General features: G+C 67.3%; 23 protein-coding genes and 1 tRNA gene. 12 read left to right on the top strand and 12 right to left on the bottom strand.

What is annotated here, in order from left to right:
- Position 1: 1 nt before the first annotated feature.
- The 4 genes from NL112_RS13075 to NL112_RS13060 form a co-directional block, all read right to left on the bottom strand.
- The gene (locus NL112_RS13075; RefSeq protein ID WP_255149284.1) at positions 2-1,930 is read right to left on the bottom strand and encodes a hybrid sensor histidine kinase/response regulator; all 1,929 of its coding nucleotides are present in this window, start codon (positions 1,928-1,930) and stop codon (positions 2-4) included.
- Positions 1,931-2,028: 98 nt separating this feature from the next.
- Positions 2,029-2,607, bottom strand: a complete 579-nt coding sequence (locus NL112_RS13070; RefSeq protein WP_255149283.1) for a cupin domain-containing protein — start codon at positions 2,605-2,607, stop codon at positions 2,029-2,031.
- Between the two features lie 4 nt (positions 2,608-2,611).
- Complete coding sequence (locus tag NL112_RS13065) at positions 2,612-3,064, bottom strand: UPF0179 family protein (protein WP_255149282.1); 453 nt, start codon at positions 3,062-3,064, stop codon at positions 2,612-2,614.
- 56 nt (positions 3,065-3,120) lie between these two features.
- Entirely contained in the window at positions 3,121-3,522 is a 402-nt protein-coding gene (locus tag NL112_RS13060) for a DUF5820 family protein (RefSeq protein WP_255149281.1), read from the bottom strand.
- A gap of 478 nt (positions 3,523-4,000) precedes the next feature.
- Here NL112_RS13060 and NL112_RS13055 point away from each other — a divergent pair, with 478 nt between their 5' ends.
- From NL112_RS13055 to NL112_RS13025, 7 genes are all read left to right on the top strand, one after another.
- On the top strand, positions 4,001-6,070 hold the full coding sequence (locus NL112_RS13055) for a PrkA family serine protein kinase (protein WP_255149280.1): 2,070 nt from the start codon (positions 4,001-4,003) through the stop codon (positions 6,068-6,070).
- Positions 6,067-8,343 (top strand): PrkA family serine protein kinase, encoded by a 2,277-nt coding sequence (locus NL112_RS13050; protein ID WP_255149279.1) that lies wholly within the window; start codon positions 6,067-6,069, stop codon positions 8,341-8,343. The genes NL112_RS13055 and NL112_RS13050 overlap by 4 nt, the downstream gene beginning before the upstream one ends.
- Positions 8,334-9,647, top strand: a complete 1,314-nt coding sequence (locus NL112_RS13045) for a YeaH/YhbH family protein (RefSeq protein WP_255149278.1) — start codon at positions 8,334-8,336, stop codon at positions 9,645-9,647. The genes NL112_RS13050 and NL112_RS13045 overlap by 10 nt, the downstream gene beginning before the upstream one ends.
- Positions 9,640-11,652, top strand: coding sequence for a SpoVR family protein (locus NL112_RS13040; protein WP_255149277.1), 2,013 nt, complete (start codon positions 9,640-9,642; stop codon positions 11,650-11,652). The genes NL112_RS13045 and NL112_RS13040 overlap by 8 nt, the downstream gene beginning before the upstream one ends.
- 41 nt (positions 11,653-11,693) lie before the next feature.
- A complete protein-coding gene (locus NL112_RS13035; protein WP_255149276.1) occupies positions 11,694-12,230 on the top strand; it encodes a DUF7344 domain-containing protein in 537 nt (178 codons plus the stop codon).
- 25 nt (positions 12,231-12,255) lie between these two features.
- Entirely contained in the window at positions 12,256-12,642 is a 387-nt protein-coding gene (locus NL112_RS13030; RefSeq protein WP_255149275.1) for a secondary thiamine-phosphate synthase enzyme YjbQ, read from the top strand.
- A 116-nt stretch (positions 12,643-12,758) separates the two neighbouring features.
- Positions 12,759-13,457: a helix-turn-helix domain-containing protein gene (locus NL112_RS13025; RefSeq protein WP_255149274.1), complete on the top strand. Its 699-nt coding sequence runs from the start codon at positions 12,759-12,761 to the stop codon at positions 13,455-13,457.
- Between the two features lie 13 nt (positions 13,458-13,470).
- On the opposite strand, the gene NL112_RS13020 is transcribed toward NL112_RS13025, so the two are convergent.
- The 3 genes from NL112_RS13020 to NL112_RS13010 all read right to left on the bottom strand — a co-directional run bounded on the left by NL112_RS13020 (position 13,471) and on the right by NL112_RS13010 (position 16,372).
- Positions 13,471-15,447: an AMP-dependent synthetase/ligase gene (locus tag NL112_RS13020; protein WP_255149273.1), complete on the bottom strand. Its 1,977-nt coding sequence runs from the start codon at positions 15,445-15,447 to the stop codon at positions 13,471-13,473.
- Positions 15,448-15,690: 243 nt separating this feature from the next.
- Entirely contained in the window at positions 15,691-16,122 is a 432-nt protein-coding gene (locus tag NL112_RS13015) for an Hsp20/alpha crystallin family protein (protein ID WP_255149272.1), read from the bottom strand.
- A 73-nt stretch (positions 16,123-16,195) separates the two neighbouring features.
- On the bottom strand, positions 16,196-16,372 hold the full coding sequence (locus tag NL112_RS13010) for a hypothetical protein (RefSeq protein ID WP_255149271.1): 177 nt from the start codon (positions 16,370-16,372) through the stop codon (positions 16,196-16,198).
- A gap of 417 nt (positions 16,373-16,789) precedes the next feature.
- Between NL112_RS13010 and NL112_RS13005 the strand changes: the two genes are divergently transcribed.
- Together NL112_RS13005 and NL112_RS13000 are read left to right on the top strand one after the other, a co-directional pair.
- On the top strand, positions 16,790-17,020 hold the full coding sequence (locus NL112_RS13005; RefSeq protein WP_255149270.1) for an antitoxin VapB family protein: 231 nt from the start codon (positions 16,790-16,792) through the stop codon (positions 17,018-17,020).
- Complete coding sequence (locus tag NL112_RS13000; protein ID WP_255149269.1) at positions 17,017-17,418, top strand: PIN domain-containing protein; 402 nt, start codon at positions 17,017-17,019, stop codon at positions 17,416-17,418. Before NL112_RS13005 ends, NL112_RS13000 begins: the two co-directional genes overlap by 4 nt.
- A gap of 193 nt (positions 17,419-17,611) precedes the next feature.
- On the opposite strand, the gene NL112_RS12995 is transcribed toward NL112_RS13000, so the two are convergent.
- Together NL112_RS12995 and NL112_RS12990 are read right to left on the bottom strand one after the other, a co-directional pair.
- Positions 17,612-17,686, bottom strand: a tRNA-Glu gene (locus NL112_RS12995).
- Between the two features lie 83 nt (positions 17,687-17,769).
- Complete coding sequence (locus tag NL112_RS12990) at positions 17,770-19,743, bottom strand: 3-hydroxyacyl-CoA dehydrogenase/enoyl-CoA hydratase family protein (RefSeq protein WP_255149268.1); 1,974 nt, start codon at positions 19,741-19,743, stop codon at positions 17,770-17,772.
- A 132-nt stretch (positions 19,744-19,875) separates the two neighbouring features.
- Between NL112_RS12990 and NL112_RS12985 the strand changes: the two genes are divergently transcribed.
- Both NL112_RS12985 and NL112_RS12980 read left to right on the top strand, forming a co-directional pair.
- On the top strand, positions 19,876-21,030 hold the full coding sequence (locus NL112_RS12985; RefSeq protein WP_255149267.1) for an acyl-CoA dehydrogenase family protein: 1,155 nt from the start codon (positions 19,876-19,878) through the stop codon (positions 21,028-21,030).
- Positions 21,031-21,301: 271 nt separating this feature from the next.
- A complete protein-coding gene (locus tag NL112_RS12980) occupies positions 21,302-22,456 on the top strand; it encodes an acyl-CoA dehydrogenase family protein (RefSeq protein ID WP_255149266.1) in 1,155 nt (384 codons plus the stop codon).
- Between the two features lie 185 nt (positions 22,457-22,641).
- On the opposite strand, the gene NL112_RS12975 is transcribed toward NL112_RS12980, so the two are convergent.
- Positions 22,642-23,613, bottom strand: a complete 972-nt coding sequence (locus NL112_RS12975) for a quinone oxidoreductase family protein (RefSeq protein ID WP_255149265.1) — start codon at positions 23,611-23,613, stop codon at positions 22,642-22,644.
- Positions 23,614-23,855: 242 nt separating this feature from the next.
- Between NL112_RS12975 and epsC the strand changes: the two genes are divergently transcribed.
- Positions 23,856-24,395 carry a serine O-acetyltransferase EpsC gene (gene epsC / locus NL112_RS12970; protein WP_255149264.1) on the top strand — a complete coding sequence of 180 codons (540 nt, stop codon included), beginning with the start codon at positions 23,856-23,858 and terminating at the stop codon, positions 24,393-24,395.
- On the opposite strand, the gene NL112_RS12965 is transcribed toward epsC, so the two are convergent.
- Positions 24,392-24,967, bottom strand: a complete 576-nt coding sequence (locus NL112_RS12965) for a DNA-3-methyladenine glycosylase family protein (RefSeq protein ID WP_255149263.1) — start codon at positions 24,965-24,967, stop codon at positions 24,392-24,394. The two genes, epsC and NL112_RS12965, sit on opposite strands and share 4 nt — an antisense overlap.
- Positions 24,968-26,323, bottom strand: a complete 1,356-nt coding sequence (locus tag NL112_RS12960; protein ID WP_255149262.1) for a RimK family alpha-L-glutamate ligase — start codon at positions 26,321-26,323, stop codon at positions 24,968-24,970.
- Positions 26,324-26,438: the final 115 nt, after the last annotated feature.

Below are 26,438 nucleotides of genomic sequence, written 5' to 3'. Positions count from 1 at the left end.
GTCACTCGACGAGCGTGACGCCGGCGAACTCGAAGCGAGCGCCGCCGTCGGACCCCTCCGTCACCCGCACATCCCACCCGTGGCCGTCGGCGACGTCGGCGACGATGTTGAGCCCCAGTCCCGTCCCCCCGTCGGCCGTCGTGTAGCTGGGGTCGAACACCTCCTCGCGGACGGGTTCCGGCACGCCGCGACCGTCGTCCTCGACGTAGAACCCCTTCTCGCCGACGAGCAGGCCGACCGTCACCGTCACGTCGCCGGCGTCGGGCGTCGCGTGGTCCCGGCTGTTGCGGAACAGGTTCTCGAACAGCTGTCGGAGCCGGGCGGGGTCGGCCCGGAGCGCAACCGACTCCGGGGCCGACATCTCGACGGTTAGCTGGTCACCCGAGACCATCGCGCGGGCGTCGCTGGCCGCCTCCTCGAGCGACACCCGTTGGAGTTCGCCGACCGCGGTGCCGTCCCGTGCGAGCATCAGCAGGTCCTCGACGAGCACCGTCATCCGGTCGAGCGCGTTCGAGGCGGCGTCGAGATGCTCGTCGTCACGTCGCTCGCGGGCGAGGTCGACCCGGCCGCTGGCGACGTTCAGCGGGTTCCGCAGGTCGTGGGAGATGATGCCCGCGAACTCGTCGAGACGGTCGTTCTCCGCCTCGAGTTGCCGTTCGTGTTCGCGGACCAGCCGCTCGCGTTCCGTCCGGTCGAACGCGGCCGTAAGCGCCGTCGCCAGCACCTCGACCAGCAGTTCGTCCGTGGCGTCGAACGCGTCCGGTTCCGTCGCCGCCACGACGAACACCCCGTGGTCGTCGAGTGGATGGACGAAGCCGGACGCGGTCCTGACCGAGGGGGCGCCGGGTACCTCCGTCCCCGCGAACGACGTCCGCTCGCCGGTCTCGTACGCCTCCCAGAGCACCGCGCCGACCGGGTCCTCCCGGATGCACTCCTCGCGGGGCGGCAACTCGAGCGGGTCGTCCCCGACGGCGTCGTGGAACGCGACCGGCTCCAGCACCTCCCGGTCGGGGCCGTCGACGACGTGGACGCCGGCCAGCGGGACGCCGATGATGTCGCTGGCGGCCGCGACGGCCACCTCGGCCGTCTCCACGGTGTCCTCCGTGTGCATCAGTCGCTCCGTGCACGCCTGCAGTTCCCGAAGCATGCGCTCGCGCTCCCGGCGCTCGGAGATGTCACGGACGACCGCGAGCACGCGCTCGCGGCCCCCGAGCGTCGTCTGTCGCAGGCTGACCTCCATCGGCACGGCCTCGCCGTCGCTCGTCTCGCAGACCCACTCGAACACCTGCGACCCCTCCTCGGTGGCCGCCGCGATGCGGGCTCTCGCCGCCGCGTCGGTGTAGTCCGTATCGGAGGCGCTGAACTCGCCGACCGACATCTCCAGCACCCGCTCGCGGTCGTAGCCGAGCCGCTCGCAGAACGCCCGGTTCACGTCCAGCACCGCGCCCGTGTCGGGGTCGTGGACGAGGATACCGTCCGAGGCCTCGTCGAATATCTCGCGGTAGTCGGAGCGGACCCGCCGTCGGGCTACCGCGTTCCCGACGCGTCGCGCGAGCAAATCGGTCGTCGTCCGCGTGCCGTCGAACCGCACGCAGTCGGTGACGCCGGCCGACAGCGCCGCCTCGACGGTCGCTTCGTCACCGGGAGACACGAGCAGTACGAACGGGAGCGTGGCGTCGACGGCCTCGAACAGGTCCAGTCCCGTCCGGTCGGGCAGGTCGTGAAAGCTCACGACGCAGTCGACCCCGCCCGCCTCGATGCGGTCGAGCGCCGCGGCGCCGTCGGGGACGGCATCGACCCGGACGTGCCCCACCTCCCCGGCGAGCGCCGTCTCGACTGCTCCGACGGTCTCCCCCGTCGGTCCGACGAGAAGCACCGTCACCACACGGTCCTCAGCGTCGACACCTGGGGGTGTCTGCTCGTCGGACATCGATACAACCGTGTCGCGGTTCGAGCACCGACCGTATTAATTTCCCCGGTTCTCAACACCGGGGGCACACCGGCCAGCCGACGCCGGAGCGCAGAACGCTACGGCGGGAGATACTCGACGTAGCGGTCGTCGTAGCCGACGGCCCTCCCCAGCGGTGCGAGCAGGCGAACCGCGGCCCGCTGGAGCCACACCGGGAGCGCCGAGAGATACAGCATGTCGTCGTACGTGGAAAGCAGGACGGCGAGCCGAAGGACGTTCAGCGGCATCCCCGACGGCGTGATGGGCGCGCCGTCGCGGGCCAGCCCGTACGTGACCCGCATGAACTGCTCGGTGCGCAGGCCGGGCGCGACGCCGCCGTGGAGGCGGAGTTCACCCCTCCCGGCGTTCCAGAACCGGTGGGGCGTGCCCGCCGGTATCGTGACGCGCTCGCCCGGTTCGAGTTCCTCGGTGCGGCCCTCGACCCAGACACCGAGGCGTCCCTCCTGTACCTCGAGCCACTCGTCCTGTTCGGGGTGGACGTGCCGCATCGGCCCGTGGCCGTCGGGCGCGAGCGTCATCTCGAAGGTGAGCGGGTCGCTGTCGGGGTCGTCGGGCCGCTCCAGGAACCGGACCGTCTTGCCCGACGGGGGACTCGTCACCATCTCCGAGTCGGGGAGGACGACCGCGTGGTCGGCCACGCCGCTACTCCTCCTCGGGAGGTGCAAACTCCACGAGCGTCAGGTCGCGGTCGAGCATGCAGTAGTCGTGGGGCGGGTCGCCGACTACCTCCGCGATGCGGTACTCGACGTCGAACTCGGCGCCGGCCGGCTCGCAGAACTCGTGGCTCGGACACTCGGTGTACGGACACGGGCCCTCGAGTTCGGCTTTCGACCCGGCGTACGCGGAGTTGGCCGCGACGTTGGCCCGCACAGGCGCGGGCTCTACCTCGACGGCCCGGACCCCCGAGTCGTGGACCGCACACTCCAGCCGCTGGGTGTTGTCGCGGACCCCCGTCACCCGGTAGCGCCGCCCCTCGGTGAGGTTGAGACACTGTTCGCGGTACGGACAGCCCTCACACAGCGCGGACTCGCCGTCGTAGACGAACTCGGTGCCCGCCTCCGCGAGGCGGGTTCCGATGAGCGTGACCTTCGACATGAGCGGGGGTAGGGCCACGCCGTTGGTAAGTCTCCCGCCCGCTCACGGCCGAGCGGTCACTCCCGTCCGGTCAACTCGTCCAGTTTCTCGAAGTACGTCTCCCGCGGGACCTGGTACAGCGCGCGGTAGTCGACGTCGCCGGCGTCGAACCGGCGGGCGAGTTCGCGGGCCGCCTCGCGGGCTTCGGCCTCCGTCGGATACTGCTCGGCGTCGCGTTCGACCTCGGGTTCGAGAAACAGCGTGACGTACCACGGCGTCCCCGGCGCGGGGTCGCGGTCGGTGCCCGGCCGCCGGGAGCGTCGCCCCTGGGTGACGTAGATGGTGGGGAGACACGGCGCGGGAAAGGCGTTTCCGTCGAACACGTCCGGCCGGTACGCGACGACGAGTTTGTCGTCGGCGTCGCTCCACACCAGCCACCCGGGGGCGAACTCCTCGTCGTCTGCGTCGCCGTCGGCCATGCGCGTCCGTAGCGGGGGGCCCGGCAAGACCGTTGTGCCCCGGCGAAGCGACGCCGACACCCCCGGCCGGCCGGTGCTCTCGCCGTGTATCGCCGGCAGATTTAAATACGCATTTACTTCATCTCACCGACCCCGCCGACGCGACCGGCATTCGCGCACCGTTCGCCGGTTTGGCGCCGCTGGCTGGGGGTCGCTATATATCTTCTGGAGGCAAGCTTATGTGAATGCGACACACACCTATAATAGGGTATCGGTACGGCGCGAGCGCCGTTCGATCCGTCGCCCTGCTGTGCCGTCACGTCGTTCGACGGTCGCGCGGTGCACGCAGGGTGTCACACGCACACATGACACACACGTCCGACCGCTCCGGGGACGGAGCACAGACACCCTCGGCCCCGCCGGCGGGGACCGGCGCCCGTGCCACCCGTACGCCATCGTCGCGTCGCGCGGCGACAGACCGGCTTGCCCGGATGATAGAATGAGCGACATGGAAACACTCGAAGACCTGAGCGAGGAGTACCGGCGGTCGATCCCCGCGGACCTCCGCGAGACGCGGTCGTTCGACTGGTACCTCGAGGAGCTACACGACGCGCCGAAGGTCGCACGCAACGCCCACCAGCGCGTCGCGGACATGTTCGACTACTACGGCACCACCTACGACGAGGAGGCCGGCGTGGTCGAGTACGAACTCGCGTCCGAGGACCCGCTCGGGGACGGCGAGAACACGTTCTACGGCCGGAACATCCACGAGTCCATCCACGAGTTCGTCAACAAGGTGAAGTCCGGTGCGAGGGGGCTCGGCCCCGAGAAGCGGATCAAGCTCCTGCTCGGGCCCGTGGGGTCTGGGAAGTCCGACTTCGACCGGCAGGTCCGCCGCTACTACGAGGACTACACGATGCGGGAGGCGGGTCGGATGTACACGTTCCGGTGGACGAACCTCTGTGACGTGGTCCGCGACCAGGACCCCGGCGACGACGTGGTCCGGTCGCCGATGAACCAGGACCCGCTCGTCCTGCTTCCCGTCGAACAGCGCCAGCGCGTCGTCGACGACCTCAACGAGCGGCTGGACGCGCCGTACACCATCCGCAACGAGCAGGCGCTCGACCCGGCCAGCGAGTTCTACATGGACAAACTGCTGGAGCATTACGACGACGACCTCCAGCAGGTGCTGGAGAACCACATCGAGGTGATCCGGCTCGTCGCCGACGAGAACAAACGGCAGTCCATCGAGACGTTCGAGCCGAAGGACAAGAAGAACCAGGACGAGACGGAACTGACGGGCGACGTCAACTACTCGAAGATAGCGGTCTACGGCGAGTCCGACCCGCGGGCGTTCGACTACTCGGGGGCGTTCTGCAACGCGAACCGGGGGCTGTTCTCAGGCGAGGAACTGCTGAAACTCCAGCGGGAGTTCCTCTACGACTTCCTGCACGCCACCCAGGAGCAGACCATCAAGCCGAAGAACAACCCGCGCATCGACATCGACCAGGTCATCGTCGGCCGGACGAACATGCCCGAGTACCGGGACAAGAAGGGCGACGAGAAGATGGAGGCGTTCAACGACCGCACCAAGCGCATCGACTTCCCGTACGTTCTCCAGTACGAGGAAGAGGCCCAGATTTACCGGAAGATGCTGTCGAACGCCGACGTGCCCGACATCCACGTCGAGCCACACACCCTGGAGATGGCGGGGCTGTTCGGCGTCCTCACGCGCATCGAAGAGCCGGACGGCGGGCAGGTGTCCATCGTTCAGAAAGCGAAGGCCTACAACGGCGAAATCGACGAGGCTGACGACATCGACGTGAAGAAGCTCCGCGACGAGGCCGAGGAGACGGCCGACATCGGCGAGGGGATGGACGGCGTCTCCCCGCGGTTCATCGGCGACGAAATCGCGGAGGCCATCATGGACTCGATGCACCGCGACCGCGGCTTCCTCTCCCCGCTGACGACGTTCAACCACCTCGAGGAGAACCTGGAGAACCACGGCTCCATCCCGACCGAGAACTTCGAGACGTACTACCGCTACCTCGAGTCCGTCCGCGAGGAGTACAAGGAGCGGGCCATCGAGGACGTCCGGCACGCCCTCGCCTACGACCTCGACGAGATACAGCGGCAGGGCGAGAAGTACATGGACCACGTCATGGCGTACATCGACGACGACACCGTCGAAGACGAGATCACGGGTCGGGAGCAGGAGCCCGACGAGAAGTTCCTGCGCGACGTCGAGGAGAAACTCGACATCCCCGAGGACAGGAAAAACGACTTCCGCCAAGAGGTCGCCAACTGGGTCTCGCGGCGCGCCCGCGAGGGGTCGTCGTTCGACCCGCAGGACAACGACCGCCTGCGCCGCGCGCTCGAGCGGAAACTCTGGGAGGACAAGAAACACAACATCAACTTCTCCGCGCTGGTGTCCAGCGGGGAGATGGACGACGACGAGCGCAACGCCTGGATAAGCGCCCTGGAGGAGCAGGGCTACTCCCGTGAGGGCGCCAAGGAGGTGCTCGAGTTCGCCGGCGCGGAGGTCGCAAAGGCAGAGATGGAGGAATGAGCGAGGAGTTCATCCGCGCCGCCGACGACGCCCTCCGGGAGACGTACGAGCCGCCGATGTCGCTGTCGGCGTACGTCGACCACGTCATCGAGAACCCGACGACCGCGAGCCACGCTTCGAAGTACCTGCTGGAAGCCATCGAGGCCGCGGGCACCCGCACCGTCGTCGAAGAGGGCGAGGAGAAACAGCGCCACCGGTTCTTCGACGACCCGCACAACGACGGCGAGCACGCCATCCTCGGCAACACGGAGGTGCTCAACGCGTTCGTCGACGACCTGCGCTCCATCGCCGCAGGACGGGGGAAAGACGAGAAGATAGTGTGGCTCGACGGGCCCACCGCGACCGGGAAGTCCGAGCTGAAGCGGTGTCTCATCAACGGCCTCCGGGAGTACTCCAAGACGCCGGAGGGCCGCCGCTACACCGTCGAGTGGAACGTCGCGGGCGTCTCCGAGTCGCCGGGGATGACGTACGGCGACGGTCCCGTCGCCGACGAGGACGACTGGTACGAGTCGCCGGTGCAGGTCCACCCGCTGTCGGTGTTCCCCGAGTCCGTCCGCGAGGACGTGCTCGCGCGGGTCAACGAGTCGCTCGACGACCACGTCCCCGTCCGCGTGGAGGGGCGGCTCGACCCGTTCTCGCGGGAGGCGTACGAGTATCTGGAGGAACGGTACCGGCGCGAGGGCGTCGAGGCGCTGTTCTCGGCGGTGACTGACCCCCAGCATCTCCGTGTGAAGAACTACGTCGCCGACGTGGGGAAGGGCATCGGCGTGCTCCACAGCGAGGACGACGGCCCGCCGAAGGAGCGGCTGGTCGGCTCGTGGATGCACGGGATGTTGCAGGAACTCGACTCGCGGGGCCGCAAGAACCCGCAGGCGTTCTCCTACGACGGCGTGTTGTCGCAGGGCAACGGCATCCTCACCGTCGTCGAGGACGCCGCCCAGCACGCCGACCTGCTCCAGAAACTGCTGAACGTGCCCGACGAGGGCACCGTCAAACTCGACAAGGGCATCGGGATGGACATCGACACCCAGATGGTCATCATCTCGAACCCGGACCTCGAGGCTCAGTTGAATCAGCACGCTGAGTCCGGGGGGTCCGACCCGCTGAAGGCGCTGAAGCGCCGGCTCGACAAACACGAGTTCACGTACCTGACGAACCTCTCGCTGGAAGCCGAACTCGTGCGCCGGGAGCTGACCGATGAGACGCAGGTGTGGGACGCCGACAGCTACGACCAGCTCGCCGAGAAGATACGGGAGCCGCTCCACGTCACCGTCCGGGGGCGTGACGGCGAGACGCGCGACCGGGAACTGCCGCCCCACGCCGTCGAGGCGGCCGCGATGTACGCGGTCGTCTCGCGACTGGACGGCGAGGACCTGCCGCCGGGCGTCGACCTGGTGGACAAGGCGCTGGTGTTCGACCGCGGCTACCTGCGTGACGGCGACGAGCGACGCGAGAAGGCGGAACTGGCGTTCGACGACGACGCGACCGACGGCGAGGCGGGTATCCCCGTGACGTTCACCCGCGACGTCATCGCGGACCTCCTCCAGGAGGAGACGGACCGCCACCACCCCGACCTCCCCGTCGAGGACGTGGTGATGCCCCGCGACGTGTTGAACGCGATGGCCGCGGACCTCGGGGACGCGCCCGTGTTCTCCCCCAGCGAGCGCACCGAGTTCGAGAACCGTCTCGTCCCGGTGAAGAACCACGTGTTCACCGCCCAGGAGGAGGACGTGCTCGCGGCCATCATGCGCGAGAAGCGCGTCGACGCCGAGACCGTCGAGGAGTACATCGAGCACGTGTACGCCTGGGTCGAGGACGAGACCATCGAGAACGAACGCGGGGAGTCGGAGGAGCCGGACCCGCTGAAGATGAAGGTGTTCGAGACCGAGCATCTCGGCCGGTTCGACGAGAGCGACTACGACGGCACCGACCCCGACGAGGGGGTCCGGGAGTTCCGCGAGGGGAAGGTCGTCACCGCGCTCAACCGCCACGCGTGGCGCAACCGCGACGCGGAGTTCCGCGTCGGCGACGTCAACCCCAAGGAGATTCCCGTCATCGAGACGGTGCTGGGGAGCCACGACTGGGACGACGTGCGCCGCGTCCACGAGGACTTCGACCCCGCGCAGTGGGACGACCCGCCCTCGGGGACGGAGACGGCTCGCGTCAAGGAGCAGACCATCGAGAACTTGGTCGAGATGTTCGACTACAGCGAGGCGTCGGCGGAACTGACCAGCCGGCACGTCATGAGCCAGGTGAGCTACAGATGGGACTGAAAGAAGACCTCGACCGCTACCGGGAAGTCGGCGAACAGCGCCGGCAGGACCTCTCGGAGTTCATCCAGTACGGCGACCTGGGCCAGTCGCTCCCGGGCGAGATACGCGTCCCCATCAAAATCGTCGACCTGCCGGCCTTCGAGTACGACAGACGCGACATGGGTGGGGTCGGACAGGGCGACGGCGGCACGCCCGAGGAGGGCGACCCGGTCGGCCAGCCCGAACCCGGCGACGGCGACGAGGACGGCGACCCCGGCGAGGAGGGCGCGGACCACGAGTACTACGAGATGGACCCCGAGGAGTTCGCCCAGGAACTCGACGAGGAACTCGGCCTGGACCTCGACCCCAAGGGGAAACAGGTGGTCGAGGAGAAGGAGGGTGACTTCACCGACATCACCCGCACCGGCCCCGCGTCGACGCTGGACTTCGAGCGGCTGTTCAAGCAGGGGCTCAAGCGGAAACTGGCGATGGAGTTCGACGAGGCGTACGTCGAGGAGGCGCTCCGGGTCGACGGCTGGGGGCCGGCGACGGTGTTCGAGTGGGCCCGCGGCGAACACATCCCCGTCTCGCGGGCGTGGCTCGACGACGCCTACGAGTCGATTCCCGACGACGAGCGGGCCCGCTGGGACTCCATCGACGAGATGACGGCGAACGTCGAGCGGGAGTCGACCGCCGCGCGCATCCGGCGGGAGGGCGTCGACCAGATACCGTTCCGGCGGGAGGACGAACGCTACCGCTACCCCGAGATAATCGAGGAGAAGGAGACGAACGTCGTCGTCGTCAACATCCGCGACGTCTCCGGGAGCATGCGCGAGACGAAACGGGAACTCGTCGAGCGGACGTTCACGCCGCTGGACTGGTATCTGACCGGCAAGTACGACAACGCCGAGTTCGTCTACATCGCCCACGACGCGGAGGCGTGGGAGGTGGAACGCGACGAGTTCTTCGGCATCCGCTCGGGCGGGGGGACCCGCATCTCCAGCGCGTACGAACTCGCCGCCGAACTGCTCGAGGAGCGATACCCCTGGAGCGAGTGGAACCGCTACGTGTTCGCCGCCGGCGACTCGGAGAACTCCTCGAACGACACCGAGGAGCAGGTCATCCCGCTGATGGAGGCGATACCGGCGAACCTGCACGCGTACGTCGAGACCCAGCCGAGCGGCAACGCCATCAACGCGACCCACGCCGAGGAGGTGCAGAACCACTTCGGCGAGGAGGGCAACGTCGCCGTCGCCTACGTCCAGAGCCAGGAGGACGTGGTCGACGCCATCTACACCGTCCTGAGCACCGAGGACAATGACTGACATCGACCGAATCAGGAAACAGCGCATCGCCGAGGGGCTCGAGGAGCCGGTCCGGGAGGCGAACAACCTCGCCCGGAAACTGGGGCTCGACCCGTACCCGGTGAACTACTGGATCGTCGACTACGACGAGATGAACGAACTCATCGCGTACGGCGGGTTCCAGCGGCGCTACCCCCACTGGCGGTGGGGGATGCAGTACGACCGCCAGCGCAAGCAGGGGCAGTTCCTCGGCGGGAAGGCGTTCGAAATCGTCAACAACGACGACCCCGCCCACGCCTTCCTGCAGGAGTCGAACGACCTCGCGGACCAGAAGGCCGTCATCACCCACGTCGAGGCCCACGCCGACTTCTTCAGGAACAACGAGTGGTTCGGGCTGTTCAGCGGCCGGGACGGCGAGGGCGGCCCCGAGCGTGGCCCGGACGCCGCGGCGATGCTGGAGCGCCACGGCGAGGCCATCCGCGAGTACATGGAGGACCCCGACGTCGACCGCGAGGCCGTCGAGGCGTGGATCGACCACGTGCTCTGTCTGGAGGACAACATCGACCAGCACCGGCCGTTCGCCCCGGTCGACGCCTGGGGTGGAGAGGCTCCGGAGACCGACGAGGATGCGCCCGACCTCGACGAGTTGGACCTCTCGGAGGAGGTGAAACAACAGGTGTTCGACGACGACTGGCTCGACGCCCAGCGGTCGGACGCCGGCGTCGGCTTCCCCCCCACCCCCGAGAAGGACGTGCTCGCGTTCCTCGCGGCCCACGGCAAACAGTACGACCCCGACGCCGAGAAGGCAGTCGAGTACGAGCAGTGGCAACGGGACGTGCTCGAAATCCTCCGGCGGGAGGCGTACTACTTCGCACCCCAGAAGATGACGAAGGTGATGAACGAGGGGTGGGCCTCCTACTGGGAGTCGCTGATGATGACCGGTGAGGCGTTCGCGGCCGACGAGGAGTTCCTCTCGTATGCCGACCACATGGCGCAGGTACTGGGCTCGCCCGGGCTCAACCCCTACTCGCTCGGCCTCCAGATATGGGAGTACGTCGAGAACCGCGCGAACCGCCGGGAGGTGCTCGAGCGCCTCCTGAAAGTCGAGGGCGTGACGTGGCGCAACGTCCACGAGGCGGTCGATGTCGACGCGGTGCTGGACCTGTTGGAGCCGGACCCCGCCATAGCGGACGTGCCGGGCCACCTCGACGAACTGGACCCCGAGGACCCGCGCGTCGACGCCGACGCGCTGGAGCGGGCTCGCGCCGGCGAGTTCGACGTCGAGACGTACCCGTGGAAGGTGCTCACCTTCGAGGGGCTCGCGGAGCGGCACTACTCGCTGGTGAAGCGCCAGCACCGCGGGTTCCTCAAGCGGACGAGCCAGGAGACGCTCGAGCGGGTGTCGCGGTACCTGTTCGACACAGAACGCTACCCGTCGGTGGAGGCGGCCGTCGCCGACATCGACCGCACGGCGGGCTGGCGCCGGATGTTCGAGATACGCGAGAGCCACAACGACGTGACGTTTCTCGACGAGTTCCTCACTCAGGAGTTCGTCGACGAGCACGACTACTTCACCTACGAGTACGTCCACACGTCACGCGACTACCGCGCCACGTCGACGGACTACCGCGACGTGAAGAAGAAGTTGATGCTCCAGTTCACCAACTTCGGCAAGCCGACCGTCACGGTGCAGGACGGCAACTACGACAACCGCAACGAGCTACTGCTGGCCCACCACTACAACGGCGTCATGCTCGACCTCCAGCAGGCCGAGCAGGTGCTCGAACGCGTCTTCGAGCTCTGGGGCCGGCCGGTGAACCTCAAGACCGTCGTGAAGGAAGTGGACGAACACGACGTGGAGGTGGCGCGGCGCCGCGACCGCGAGCCAGACCCCGAGGAGGTCGGCAAACGCATCCGGTACGACGGCGAGGAGTTCACCGTCGAGGACGTCCCCGATGAGGAGTGGGCCGACATCGCGGCCACCGACGTCGACTACGACACCAAACCCGACGACTGGCTGGCCTGACCTGGGTCACATTCTTGTCCCCTCGCTTGCAACCGCCGAGCGTGCCAGAGCAGTCGGCCGCGGCGGCGCTCGACGAGGGGGAGATACACGACATCCTCCGGAACGACCGGCGACGCCTCGCGCTCCGCTGTCTGCAGGAGGCCGACGACAACGAACTCACCGTCAGGGAACTGTCCGAGCAGGTCGCCACGCTGGAGACGGACGAGGACCCCGCGCCCCGCGACAAGCGACAGTCGGTGTACGTGTCGCTCCACCAGACCCACCTCCCGAAGCTCGACAAGCTCGGCATCGTCGCGTACGACTCCGACGCGAAGGCGGTCGCCCTGCTGGAGAAGGCGAAGGAGGTGGAAGTGTACATGGAGGTCGTCCCCCGATACGGGCTCTCGTGGGGCGAGTTCTACTTCGGACTGGGGTTGCTCGGTATGCTGACGACCATCGCCGTCCTCCTGGGCGTTCCGGGCGTCACCGAACTCGGCGTCACGGCGGTCGCGTCGCTGTTCTTCGTCGTCGTGATGCTGTCGGCGACGTACCACGTCTACAGCCAGCAGGAACGGGTGCTGTTCCAGCGATTCCGCTAAGACGCTGGCCGGCATCACCTCGACCATGCGCTTTCAGGTCTCCACCGACGCAAAGACCGACGTCGTCGACGTGACCGACCAGGTCCGCGAGGCCGTCCCCGACGGGAGCGACGGCACCGTCACGGCGTTCGTCCGCCACACGACCGCGGGGGTCGTCGTCAACGAGGCCGAGCCGCGACTCCTCGAAGATATCGACCGGTTCGTCGCCGGCCTCGTGCCCGACGAGGGGTGGCGCCACGACGAACTCGACGGGAACGCCGACGCCCATCTCCGCGCGCTCCTCGTCGGCCCGGACGTGACGCTCCCGGTCCGTGACGGCGGCCTCGCGCTCGGCCGGTGGCAGTCAGTCCTGCTCGTCGAGTGCGACGGCCCCCGAACCCGGACCGTCGACGTCGTCGTTCGAGCCGACTGACATAAACCGAGCGCCGGTGACAGCCGGCCGATTATGATTCGAGACCTGTACCGGCCGAAACACCTATTCCGGTAACGGCGCAACCGCAAATGACACGGTTCCACACGGGAGGACGCATGCGATACTTCGACTTCACACTGTCACCGTCTGACGGCGCCATCCACCCCGTCGACCAGGTCATCCTGAACGCGACCGGCGTGGAGCGCGAGGCGTTGATGCACGTCAACGCGCTCGGTGACGGCACGGGCGTCCTCCTGTACGAGCTCCACGGGTCGCCAGTCGGGGTGGTCGAGGAGCTCGCCGAGCATCCGGAAGTTATCGACCTCGACCTGCTGGACGCCGAGGAGCACCCGGAGGTGGTCGACCCGGAGACCCTGAACGACGACGAGGACACGTTCCACCTGTATCTCCACGTCCGGCCCGGCGAGCCGGCGGGGTCGCTGATGTCGCTGGCCCAGAAGTACGCGCTGATGATAGACACTCCCCTGGAGTTCAGCGGCCGTGGGAGCCTCCGCGTCACCGTCGTCGGCACCCACGAGATGCTCCGCAAGGCGCTAGACGAACTCCCCGACGACGTCCGCATCAACGTCGAGCAGGTCGGCCAGTACTCGCCGGAGAACGGCCACGCGCTGGCGGCGCTCACCGACCGCCAACTGGAGGTGTTCCAGGCGGCCGTCGAACTCGGCTACTACGAGATTCCACGGCGCGCAACTCACGAGGACATCGCGGACAGACTGGACTGTGCGCCATCGACCGTCGACGAACACCTCCGGAAGGCCGAGTCGCAGGTTCTCTCCTCGCTGGTCGGCAACTGATTGCTCGTCGCCGCTACTCGTCGTCGCCGTAGATGTCCGCGACCGCGTCGTCGTACTCCGAGAGGATGTTCCGTCGCTTCTTCTTCATCGACGGCGTCAGCATGTCGTTCTCGGGCGTCCACTCGGCGGCGACGAGGCGGAACTCCTTGATGCGCTCGTGGTTCGAGAGGCCGTCGTTGACCCGTTCTATCTCCTCGCCGACCCACTCGCGGACCCGCTCGTCCTCGATGGCCTCGCTCTTGTCGGATGAGAGGTCGGGGGCGTTCTCCCGTGCCCACCGGCCCAGCGCCTCGAAGTTCGGCACGACGAGCGCCGCGACGAACTTCTCGTTGTCGCCGATGACGATGACCTGGTCGATGCGGTCGGACGTGGCGAACTGCTCCTCGATGGGCTGGGGGGCGACGTTCTTCCCGGTGTCGAGCACGAGCAGTTGCTTCAGGCGGTCGTGGTAGACGAGATAGCCGTCGCTCGTTCGCTCGATTATGTCGCCGGTGCGGAACCACCGGTCGCCCGACTCGTCGACGGTGAACGCGTCCTCGCTGGCGTCGGGTCGGTTCCAGTACCCCTCCGTGACGTTCGGCCCCTTGACGAGCAGTTCGCCCACCTCGCCGGTCGCACGACTCTTCTGCTCGGGGGAGACTGGGCCGGTGTCGAGACGGGTGTCGACGTCGACGAGCGGTGGGCCGAGCGTCCCCGGGCGGGGGTCCTCCGGGGGGTTCGAGGAGACGACGGGCGAGGTCTCGGTCAGCCCGTACCCCTCGTAGATGGGGAGCCCCATCCCCTGGAACACCTCCGCGAGTCGCTTCGAGAGCGACCCACCGCCCGAGATGAACATCTCGACGTTGCCGCCCATCTGCTCTTTGACCGACTGGTAGACGAGCCGGTCCGCCACGGCATGTTTCGTCCGCAGGGCGAGTCCCGGGTCGTCCGTGGTGGCCCGGTCGCGGGCCACCTCCAGTGCCCACCCGAAGATACGCTGTTTCAGGTCGGACTCGCTGGCCTGCTCGCGCATCGAGTCGTAGATGCGCTCGTACACTCGGGGGACGGAGGTGGCGACGGTCGGTCCCACCGTCTTGATGTCGTCGGCGACGGTGTCGGCCGACTCGGCGTACGCGATGGTCGCACCGGATGCGAGCATGAAGAAGTGGCCCGCAAGCCGCTCGAACACGTGGGCCAGCGGCAGAAAGGATAGCGACCGCGAGGCCGGGGTGATGGAGGGGAGGTCGGGGTCGCGGTCACGCCGAGGACCGAACCGCTTGCGGACCTGGTTGACGTTCGCCCGGAAGTTGCCGTGTGTCAACTCGACGCCCTTCGGCTGGCCCGTGGTCCCCGAGGTGTAGATGAGCGAGGCCGTGTCCGACAGTTCCCGCTCGCCAAGCCACTCCTCGTAGGCCTCGATGTCGAAGGCGGCCGCCCCGCGGTGATGGACCTCCGCGAGCGTCACGATGTCCTCGCGGTCGTCGTAGCCGTCGAACTCGTCCATCACGGCGATGAACTCCAGGTCGAGCGCGTCCTCGACTTCCAGGACGCGCTCCAGAAGCGCCTCGTTCTCGCAGACGACCCCCGTCGCGCCGGGGTCGTCGAGCAGGTACTCGACCTGGGAGGGCGAGGAGTCGGTGTAGACGGTGGTGACGATGCCGCCGGCGTTGAGCACCGAGAGGTCCGTCTGTGCCCACTCCATCCGGGTGTCAGCGAAGATGGCGACCCGGTCGTCGGCGGTGATGCCGAGGTCACGCCAGCCCGCCGCGAGATGCTGGACGATGGTCTGCATCCGCTCGTAGGTGACCGCCGCGTACTCGCCGTCGGGCGCCGCCGGTAGCACGTCGGGCGTCAGCGACCGGTCGTACACGCCGCCCTTGTACCACTGGGCGTCCCGCTCCGCGTGACGGGAGGCGCTCTGCTGGAACATCCGACCGAGCGTCGTCTCGCCGACTACCTCGTCGGCGTGCCGCTTCTCGGCGTCGAACCACTCCGCGTCCACTCCTGTCATGGTCGTTGGCCGTGGTGTGCGCCCGGTGGGGACTTCAATATGCGTACCGTGTCCGCGAAAACAGCACCGCCGCGGTGGCGCGGCCCGTCACCATGGGCGGAGGGGCGACAGATGCGTCCACTCCCAATCCGCTCGCTTCTCTCTCCGTCCATCCGCTCCGCCCATTCGCTCCGTCCCTCCGCTCCGCCCACTCGCGTCACGCTTCTGGCGGGTGCATCCTTCGCTCCCGCGACACGAGCGGAATCACTCGATGTCGATACGGTTGCCGTCGTCCTCGCCGGGCGAGTCGAGCGTCGGGACGACGATTTCGAGGACGCCGTTGCGGTAGGTTGCCTCGATGTCGTCGACGACGACATCGCCCGGGACGGACACGCGCTCGTGGACGTGCCGCGAGCGAGACAGCGACCCGACGGGCGACTCGTGGGTCACTTCGTGGACCGCCTCCACGAGCAGGTGTCCTTCGTCGAAGCGGAGGTCGATCTCGTCCTTTTCGAAGCCGGGCATGTCGACGACGACGGCGTACCCCTCGTCGCCCTCCTCGATGGAGACGTGGGCGTCGCCCATGCCGGCCATCGAGCGTACGTCGTCGACGCCCTCGTACATCGAGCGGCGCATCTGCTCTACGAAGCGTTCCATCTCGTCGAACATGTCGAACGGGTATCGTCGGGTTGCCATCGGTAGTTTCACCGACCACTAAGACGACGTCTCAGGAGTTAAACATCGCGAGAATCGTGTTAGCTCGTCGCCCTCAGCGTTCCGCGTCGTCGGCCGCGTCCAGTAGCTCCTCGGCTAGCTCCCGAACTTCGTCGGGCGTGTACAGCGTGTGGTCGCCGTGGCCCTGCTGGACGTTGACGTAGCCGTCCTCCGACTCGACGTAGACTGGCGCGACGTGCTCGAGTGGAACGGAGCGCTGACGCTCTGCCATGCTCGCAGTTGTGTGCGGCGTGGTAACAAGGTTTCGGCAGGTCAGGAAAGGTAGCCGAATTCCTGTATGGTCGCGGGGCGCGTCGGTGCCGCTGTGGGCCTCGTGGCCCCGGTCGGTCGTGGGAGAGGCCGCCGACGGGCGGGCGCTCGTAGCACGGGGACGTTCCCCCCTCCCCCTATTGGAGGCCCCCGAACGCGCTGACGCCCGTGCCGGCGGCGACGGCCACACCTCCGGCGTCGTGACTCAGGAGGTGACAAACGTACGGATGCACCGTCAGGGATTCGGCGTCTGGGAGCTAGGCCAATCGAGCGGAGGCACTACCTTCGGAGGATGATTCACTACTATTTAGTAGGTCTCTTCGAGCACAGTCATCACCCAAATGTTGAACCCGCCGCGGCGTCAACGCTGTCAACAAGGATGTCGCATCAGATTCGTCTCGAAGACCACGTCTACGAGCGCATCAAGGCGAACAAGCGCGACGACGAGTCGTTCAGCGATGCCGTCGAGCGACTCATCGGCGGGCGGTCGCTCCGCGATCTCCGCGACGTCTTCGACGACCAGCAAGTGAGCGAGATGCGGGAAGCCATCGACGAGGCCGACGCCCAGGACCACGAGGAGACCCGCGAGGTCGCGGACCGGTTCGAATGATCGTCGACACGAGTTTCGTCTTGGACATCATCGACGATGTCGACGGCGCCGTCACGAAGGAGCAGGAACTCGAAGCCGAAGGCGTCCCTCTGGTCATCCCCGCGATGACCGTACTGGAGCTCTACATCGGCGTGGGGAAGGTGGCAAACACGCAGAAGGAACGCCAGCGTGTCGAGGCCGTTCTCGATTCCTACCCGCTGGTAGATATGACTCCAAGCATCTCCCGCCGTGCGGGACGGCTCCTCGGCGAACGCATGGCCGACGGCGACGACGGACCCGGAATCGGGAAGGGGGACGCGGCCATCGCGGCGACCGCCCTCGAGCGCGACGAGCCCGTCCTCGCCAGCGACAGCCACTTCGGGAACATCCCCGGTGTCACGGTCGAAACGTACCGATAGCCGCTTCTCTGGAGGGCTTCAGAACCAGTCGACCGTCCTCCGCCCTCGGAGCTACGCTTCGAGCGAGAAGGTGCCACGGTAGTGGTCGAGGAACGCCTCGACGTCGCGCTCGACGGAGCTCATGTTGACCACCTCGAAACGTCAGAAATTCCCTAAAACTGCTAGAGAGCTTCTGAAAAGACTCGATTACGGATGCACCGTCAGGGATTTGAACCCTGGTCCTCGGCTCGAAAGGCCAAGATGATTGGCCGGACTACACCAACGGTGCGCACTCCGACGTTTCCACGAAAATCGTATAAGCGTTCCGTTCCGCGGTGCGTTCGTCAGCCGCTCACGGGGGAGCCCCCCGCGTTACTTCCCTTCGAACTCGGGTTCGTGGTCGCCCATGAACGCGGTGATGCCGGTCATGAGGTCGTCCGTGTTGATGAGGTGGCCGAACGCCTGGGACTCGAGTTCGAGGCCGGCCTCGGTGTCCTCCCAGCCGCGATGCATCGCGCGCTTCGTCAGCTTCCGGGAGACCGGCGGGCCGCCGGCGAGGTCCGCGGCGAGTTCGTGGGCGCGCTCTTCGAACTCGTCGTTGGCGACGACCTCGTTGACGACGTTGTAGTCGTACATCGTGTCGGCGTCGAACCGCTCGGCAGTGAAGATGATCTCCTTCGCGCGGGACATGCCGACGAGCCGCTGGAGCCGCTGGGTGCCGCCCCAGCCCGGCAGGAGCCCGAGGTTGTGTTCGGGCAGACCGAGCTCCGACCGCTCGGAGGCGAGCCGCATGTCACAGCACATCGCCAGCTCGAACCCGCCGCCGAGGGCGAACCCGTCGATGGCCGCCAGCGTCGGGAGCGGCGACTCCTCGAGGCGGCCGAACGTCGACTGACCCTGCTTCGACAGTTCGATGGCGTCGAGCGGCTCCGCCGACGAGGCCATCGAGGTGACGTCGGCGCCCGCCGAGAAGGCGCGGTCGCCCTTCCCCGTGATGAGGATGCCGCGCACGTCGTCGTCGTCCTCGAACAGCTCGATGGCCTCCTCGATTTCGCCGAGCATGTCCGGGTTGATGGTGTTCATCCGGGCCTCGCGAGAGAGCACGATGTGGCCGACCATGTCGCCGGGGTACTCGACCTCGATGTTGGTGAACTCCACACCGTCGTCGTCGCCGTCCTCGCCGCCGTGGAAGCCGCCCTCGTCGGCGGCCGCACGGAGCGCGTCGCTGACCTCGAAGCGCGGGTGGCCGGTCTCCTCGTGGAGCTCCTCCAGCGTCTCGACGAGCCGCTCGACGCCCACGTCGTCGGCCATCTTGGCGGGGCCGTCCGGGAAGCCGGCGCCGAGCATCACGGCCTCGTCGATGTCGCCCGGGTTCGAGACGTCGTTCTCGACGAGGTTGCCGACCTCGTTGGCCATCACGGCCGCGAGCCGGAGCTTGATATCCTCGCTACCCGCGTCGGTGGGGACGTCAGCACCGTCGCCGTCCTCGTAGTCGTAGAACCCCTCGCCGGTCTTCTTGCCGTACTTCTCGGCCTCGACCGTCTCCTCGAGGAACGGAGCCGGCTCGTACGCCTCGCCCAGCACCTCGTGGAGATACTCGAGGACGTGGTAGGTGACGTCGTTGCCGACCTGGTCGCCGAGTTCGAACGCGCCCATCGGCAGGCCCATGTCGAACTTCGTCGTGGAGTCGACCTCCGCGACGGTGGCGTCGTCGTTCGAGACCATCCAGCAGGCCTCGTTCATCAGCGGCACGAGGATGCGGTTGACGATGAAGCCGGGCGAGTCCTTGCGGACCCGGACCGGCGTCTTGCCGAACGCCTCCGAGAGCTGTTCGACGGCGTCGAGCGTCTCCTCGGCGGTGTGTTCCCCGGAGATGACCTCGACGAGCTGCATCCGGACCGGCGGGTTGAAGAAATGCATCCCACAGAACTGCTCGGGCCGGTCGGTGACCTCCGACAGCTCCGTGATAGAGAGCGAGGAGGTGTTAGTGGCGAAGATGGCCTCGTCGGGCGCGTACTCCTCGACCTCGCCGTACACGTCCTTCTTTATCTCCATCTTCTCGGGGACGGCCTCGATGACGACGTCCGCCTCGGAGACGGCGTCCTCGACGGGGACGACCGGCGTGACCCGTTCGAGCGCCGCGTCGGCCTCCTCGTCGGTGATGCGCTCCTTGTCCGCGAGCTTCTCGAGCGACCACTCTATCTGGTCGTAGCCGTCCTGCACGAACTCCTCGTTGATGTCGCGCAGGTTCACCTCGTAGCCCGCGAGCGCGGCGACCTCGGCGATGCCGTGACCCATGTTCCCGGCGCCGAGCACCGCGACGGTCTCGATGTCGTCGAACTCCATGAACACGCGAACGGACTGCTGGCGTCGGTTTCAACCTTTCCGTATCGTCCGGGCTTGCGGCCGCTCGAACCGGTTTCCGGGCGTTGCGCGTACGAGAAGAACTATGGGGGATTGTTCGTGATGTTCGGTAGAATGGATTTCGAACTCACGGACGAGCAGGAGCAGATGCGTCAGGAGGTACGCCGGTTCGGCGAGAACGAGGTTCTTCCGCACGCCAAGGAGTACGACGTCGAGGAGAAGTACCCCCACGACATCGTCGACAAGGCCGCCGAGATGAGCCTGACCGGCATGTCCATCCCCGTCGAGTACGGCGGCGCGGGCTACTCCCCGCTGGACAACATGATCGTCGCGGAGGAGCTGTTCTCCATCGACCCCGGCATCGGGTTCTGCATCCTCGCGTCGGGCTTCGGCTGTGAGGCAATCATGGAGTTCGGCACCGACGAGCAGAAGGAGGAGTACCTCCCCGACGTGGCCAAAGGCGACGCGGTCTCGGGTGCGGCCATCTCCGAACCCCACGCCGGCTCGGACGTCTCCTCCATCTCCACCCGCGCGGAGAAGGACGGCGACGAGTGGATCATCAACGGCAACAAGATGTGGATTTCGAACGGCACCGTCGGCGACTTCTTCGTCGTGCTGTGTCAGACGGACCCCGACGCCGACGGCCGCTACAACGGCTTCTCACAGATCATCGTCGAGTCCGACCGCGACGGGTTCCAGGCGGACAAAATCACCGGCAAGCTCGGTATTCGCGCGTCCGATACTGCCGAACTCATCTTCGACGACGTGCGGGTACCCGAGGAGAACCTCGTCGGCACCCAGGGGATGGGGTTCCTCCAGCAGATGCAGTTCTTCGACGCCACCCGGACGGGCGTCGCGGCCCAGGGCGTCGGCATCGCCAAGGGCGCCGCCGAGCGCGCCCTGGAGTACGCCCAGGAGCGCGAGCAGTTCGGCCGCCCCATCGGCGAGTTCCAGGCCATCCAGCACAAACTCGCGGACATGCACACGAAGATAGAGGCCGCGCGGATGCTGACGTACAAGAGCGCGTGGTCGGTCGAGAACACCGACGGCCAAATAACCAAACTCGCGTCGATGGCGAAGGAGTACGCCTCCCGCATCGCCGTCGACGTGGCCAACGAGGCCGTCCAGATTCACGGCGGGTCGGGCTACGTCAACGACTTCGACGTCGAGCGCTTCTACCGTGACGCCAAAATTACTCAAATCTACGAGGGCACCACCGAAATTCAGAAGAACATCATCGCCCGCGAACTCCAGGGCAAGGGCTTCTAACCCACGTTCTACGAGCGTGGCGCTCGCTCCGCTCACGTGGATGCTCCGTCCCGACCGGACCACGCGCCGCCCCTTGTTTATATACACCACACCACGCCGCCGGAGCCCACGGGTGGAGCGACGCGGACTTAAAGCAACCGGGCATCACCCGTAGTTAAACAAAATCCCCCGGGTTCCGAAACTGCGCTTCCAGCGTTAGCGCGGCTGTCGCCGGCGGATAACGACGTTAGGAAGAAATGGGTTTATGTAGTTCCAACCGTAAGCTCGGGGTATGGACTTCGAGCTGTCCGACGAACAGGAGCAACTGAAACAGGAGGTTCAGCGGTTCGCGGAGAACGAGGTCAAGCCGGTCGCCAAGGAGTACGACGTCGAGGAGAAGTACCCCCACGACGTCGTCGACAAGGCCGCCGACATGGGTCTGCTGGGCGCGCAGATTCCCATCGAGTACGGGGGCGCCGGCTACTCGACGCTCGACCTCTCCATCATCATCGAGGAACTGTTCGCCGCGGACCCGGGCATCGGCCTGTGTCTCACGTCGACCGGCTTCGGCGGCGAGGCCATCATGGAGTACGGCACCGACGAGCAGAAGGAGGAGTATCTCGCTCCCATCGCCTCGGGCGACGCCATCATGGGCGCGGCCATCTCCGAACCGGACACCGGCTCCGACGTCTCCTCGGTGTCCACGCAGGCCGAGAAGGACGGCGACGAGTGGGTCGTCAACGGCAACAAGATGTGGATCACCAACGGCTCGGTCGGTGACTACTTCGTCGTGCTGTGTCAGACGGACCCCGACGCCGACGGCCGCTACAACGGCTTCTCACAGATCATCGTCGAATCCGACCGCGACGGGTTCACCGCCGACAAGATAACGGGCAAGCTCGGCATTCGTGCCTCGGACACCGCCGAACTCATCCTCGACGACGTGCGGGTGCCCGAGGAGAACCTCGTCGGCACCCGCGGCATGGGCTTCCTCCAGCAGATGCAGTTCTTCGACGAGACGCGCACCGGGGTCGCCGCGCAGGCGGTCGGTATCGCCAAGGGCGCCGCCGAGCGCGCGCTCGACTACTCGCAGGAGCGCGAGCAGTTCGACCGTCCCATCGGCGAGTTCCAGGCCATCCAGCACAAACTCGCGGAGATGCACACCAACATCGAGGCCGCCCGCCAGCTCACCCGGAAGTCCGCGTGGTCCGTCTCCAACAAGGACGAACAGCTGACGACGCTGGCGTCGATGGCGAAGGAGTACGCCTCGCGGGTCGCCGTCGACGTGGCGAACGAAGCCGTCCAGATTCACGGTGGGTCGGGCTACGTCAACGACTTCGACGTCGAACGCTTCTACCGTGACGCCAAAATCACCCAGATTTACGAAGGGACGACGGAGATTCAGAAGAACGTCATCGCCCGCGAACTCCAGGGCAAGGGCTTCTAAACCACTTTTTGCGCGACAGGGGGGTCCGGCCCCCGCCGGCAAAACTGGTGGAAAATATGCGCGTCGGCCTCCAGTCGCGCGCCGGAGGCGCGCGGTAGTCGGCCGCCGCTACGGACGCCTCGCTCCGCTCGGCGTCCGCGAACCGCGCTCACTTCGTTCGCGCGAATGCTCCGTCTCCCCGTAGTTCACGGCACGACGACCACTTTCCCGACGACGCTCTCCTCCATCACGACCCGATGTGCCTCGTCGCCCTCCTCCAGCGACACCGTCCGGTCGATCGCCACCTCGATGCGACCTTCTTCGAGCAATCGCCCGAACCGCTCCAGAATCGGGCCGATGTCGGGCAACTCGGGGTGTGTGACGAGATTCGACATGCTCATCCAGTGGACCGCGAGTTCCTTCCCCCGCGCGGCGGCCACGTCCGGAAACGTCGCCTCGTCACCGGCGACGACGACCACGCTCCCGCCGAACGCCGCCACCTCGACGTCGGCGCCGGCGTACCGGTCGGGCATGTGGTCGAGAACGACGTCGACGGGGTCGCCCGCATCCAGCACCGCCGCCGCGAGGTCCTCGCGCCCGTAATCGACGACGGCGTCGGCGCCGAACTCGCGGACTCGCTCGTGGTGTTCGGCCCGTGCAGTCGCCACCGCCGAGGCCCCCATCGCGTCCGCCAACTGGACGGCGACGTGACCGAGACCGCCGTTGCCGCCGTGGACGAGCACCCGCTGTCCGGGTTCGAGCCTCCCGTGGTGGACGAACGCGCGCCACGCGGTGACCCCGACGAGTGCGACGGCCGCACCGGCCTCGAAACTCACGCCGTCGGGAAGCGGCGCGAGCAGGTGGGTCGGCACGGTGGCGTACTCCGCGAACGACCCGCCAGCGTCGTCGGTGTTGTGCAGGCCGGTGGCGACCACCCGGTCGCCGACCGCGATGTCGTCGACGCCGGGACCGACCGACTCGACGACGCCCGCCACGTCCGACCCCGTCGTCCGCGGACCGTCCGGCGGCACCGACGCCCGGAGTATCGCGTCGATTGGGTTGACGCTGGCCGCGCGGACCGCGACCAGCACCTCGCCCGGCCCGGGGGTCGGCCGCTCCGTCTCCTCGACCTGTAACACCTCGGGACCGCCAGCCTCCCGGTAGCGTACTGCGCGCATCGGTACCAGTAGCCGGAGCGACACCGTATAGATTGGGTCGACGTTGGGCGGCGTCCGTGCGAGCACCGACAGCTTTTACCTCGACGCTGGCCCAGTCGTAGGTATGCTGACCGCCCCCGAACGGTCCGGTGGTCGCCCCGTTCGTCAGCCAGCCCACGGCACGGCTGGCGGCTGTTGCTGTCGTTGAGACTCCTTCTCGGCCGATAGCTCGCCTGCTCACTGCCCCACTCGACGACAGCACCATGTTCGACAGACTCCACGAGGACGTTCGCACCGCACTCGAAACCGACCCCGCCGCCGGCTCAGTCGCCGAGGCGCTCCTGTACCCCGGCCTGTACGCCGTCTGGCTCCACGTCTACGTCTGCAACCCCCTGTGGGAGCGGGGCCACCAGTTCACCGCGCGTCTCGTCTCGCAACTCGTCCGCGGGCTGACCGGCATCGAGATACACCCCGCCGCGACCGTCGGCCGCCGAGTGTTCGTCGACCACGGGATGGGCGTCGTCGTCGGCGAGACGGCCGAACTCGGCGACGACGTGAACATGTACCACGGCGTCACGCTCGGCGGCGCCTCTAGCGAGCGCGTGAAGCGTCACCCGACCGTCGAGGACGGCGTCACCCTGGGCGCGAACGCGACGCTCGTGGGCGACATCACCGTCGGCGAGGACGCGAAGGTGGGTGCCGGCGCCGTGGTCGTCGAGGACGTGCCCGCGGGCGCGACGGTCGTCGGCAACCCGGCCGAGGTGGTCGAACGGGAGGAGAGCGTCGAACTGACTGCGGACTAATCGACGGCGCGCCAGAGATATCGGCTCGCGTACGAGCGGTAGGGTCGCCACCGCTCGGCGTGCTCGACCATCGCCTCCCGCTCGTCCTCCTCGAACCCGTACAGGACGGCCATCGCCTTCCGGATGCCGAGGTCCTCCACCGGGAACACGTCCTCGCGGGCGAGCACGAACACCAGCGCCATCTTCGCGGTCCACGTTCCAACCCCCTTGACCTCGGTCAGCGCCGCCACCGCCTCGTCGTTCGACATGGCGGCCAACCGCTCCCGGGAGAGCCGTCCCGCCTCGAACTCGCGTGCGAGGTTGCGCACGTACTCTGTCTTCTGACTCGACAGCCCCGCCTCGCGCAGGACCGTCTCGTCGGCCGCGAGCATCCCCGCGGGCGTCACCTCACACTGCTCGAACACACGCTCGCGGATGGCGGCGGCCGACTCGGTCGACAACTGCTGGTTGATGACCGAGACGACGAGGCGCTCGAACGGCTCGTCCGCCGGGTCGAGGTCGATGGGCCCGTGCTCCTCGACGAGCGGGCCGAGTTCGGGGTCCTCGCGGAGGCGTGCGTGCGGGTCGTCCATCTACTCTTCCAGCGACTCCTCTTCCTCCTCGCCCTCGATGCCCTCGGCGTCCTCGTCGGCGCGACGGCGCACGTCGACGTGGTAGTGCTGGAGGATGTCGCGGCCCAGAAGCAGGGGATAGTCCATGTGCGACCGGTCCTCGACGCTCGCGGTGACGGTGTGCTGGCGGCCGCTGATGCCGACCACGAGGTCGACGACGGGCCGCTGTTTGCCGGACTTCAGCGACCCCGACTTTATCTTCACGATGTCCTTGATGGGGCCAGTGCCGATGTCCGCGGCGAGGCGGGCGTCGATGCTGGTGCGGGTCGCCCCGGTGTCGGATTTTGCCAGCACCGACTTCTGCCCGCGGGTGCCCATCGCCACGACTTCCTCGATGTAGCCGATGGTGGTGGCGTCCGGCGTTTCCTGTGTCGGCTCGCGGGGCATGCAGGCGGGCCGGGAGTCGTCCAGCATCGCGGAGAGTTCGTACACGCGCTCGTCGTTCACGTCGCCGCCGGCCCGCTCGATGGCGAGTCGCGCGATGAACGGCGCGGGCGAGCGCCCGGTCGCTTCGAACAGTCCCTTGAACCCGGCGGTAGGGTTCACCTCGAGGATGTAGTAGCCGTCCTCGCCTTCGACGATGTCGACGCCGGCGTAGTCGAGGCCGACGACGTCGGCCGCGCGCTTCGCCATCGTCTCCACCTCGTCGGTGAGCGCGTCGGTGGCGTTCTCCACGTCGCCGCCCAGCGCGACGTTCGTCCGCCACTCGCCTTCGGGGGCGTAGCGGTTCATCGCGCCGACGACCTGCTCGCCGACCGTGTAGATTCGGAGGTCCGAGTGGCGGTCGGCGTCGTGGTCGATGAACCGCTGGAGGAACGCCTGCCGGGAGCCGACCATCGGGTTGACCGGGTCGTCGGCGCTGACCTTCCAGGTGCCGCCGCCGTGGGTGCCGATGGCCGTCTTGTAGACGACTTCCTCGCCGAACTTCTCGCGGTCAGCGTTCAACCGCTCCGCGGACAGCGACATGAACGCGTCCGGCACCGGCAGGCCCGCCTCCGCGAGGGCGGTGCCGGTGGCGAACTTATGCATCGCGGTCATCGTCTCCATCGGGTGGTTGAGCATCGGCCGCATCCGGTCGAGCATCGTCGCCAGTCCCAGCGCCTCCGCCGGCTGTTCCTCCTTCGACAGCAACAGGCGGTTGACGATGATGTCGACGTCGGGGTCGAGCGTCACGGCACCGTCGTCGATGTCAACCGACAGCGTCTCCGCGCGGAGCCACTCGGTGTCGTAGCCCAGGTCGTCGACCGCGTTCAGGATGGCCTTCGTCTCCTTGGAGTTGTGAAGGCTCAACACCCCGACGGTGATATCGTCGTTCATACCGACTGGCCGGTAGCGGGGACGAAAGAATTGACGGTAGCGCCCGCGGAGGTCGGTCGGGATACCGCCGTGCGGGGTGTGTCGGGGTTTATACCCGGGCGTCACCGACGGGGCG

This window comes from Halorarius halobius, assembly GCF_024298865.1.
Taxonomy (GTDB): Archaea; Halobacteriota; Halobacteria; order Halobacteriales; family Haloarculaceae; genus Halorarius; species Halorarius halobius.
This window is presented reverse-complemented; position numbering and strand designations above follow the sequence as displayed.